Source organism: Prauserella sp. PE36, from assembly GCF_003311655.1.
Classification (GTDB): domain Bacteria; phylum Actinomycetota; class Actinomycetes; order Mycobacteriales; family Pseudonocardiaceae; genus Prauserella_A; species Prauserella_A endophytica.
Genome location: NZ_QEQT01000026.1, coordinates 1 through 229, shown reverse-complemented (window position 1 = coordinate 229; position 229 = coordinate 1). Strand labels below are relative to the sequence as shown.

At 67.7% G+C, this 229-nt stretch carries 1 protein-coding gene; it reads right to left on the bottom strand.

Annotated elements, in window-relative coordinates; all coding sequences use genetic code 11:
* On the bottom strand, positions 1-229 hold a 229-nt coding region (locus tag DI005_RS00770; protein ID WP_147263814.1), incomplete at both ends, for a glutamate synthase-related protein.

Below are 229 nucleotides of genomic sequence, written 5' to 3'. Positions count from 1 at the left end.
AGCTGCGCAAGGTCCTCGATCGAATAGATGTCGTGGTGCGGCGGCGGGGAGATCAGCCCAACGCCCGGCGTCGAGTGCCGCGTCTTCGCGATCCACGGGTACACCTTGCCGCCGGGCAGCTGCCCGCCCTCGCCGGGCTTGGCGCCCTGCGCCATCTTGATCTGGATGTCGTCGGCGTTGACGAGGTACTCGCTCGTCACCCCGAACCGTCCACTCGCGACCTGCTTGA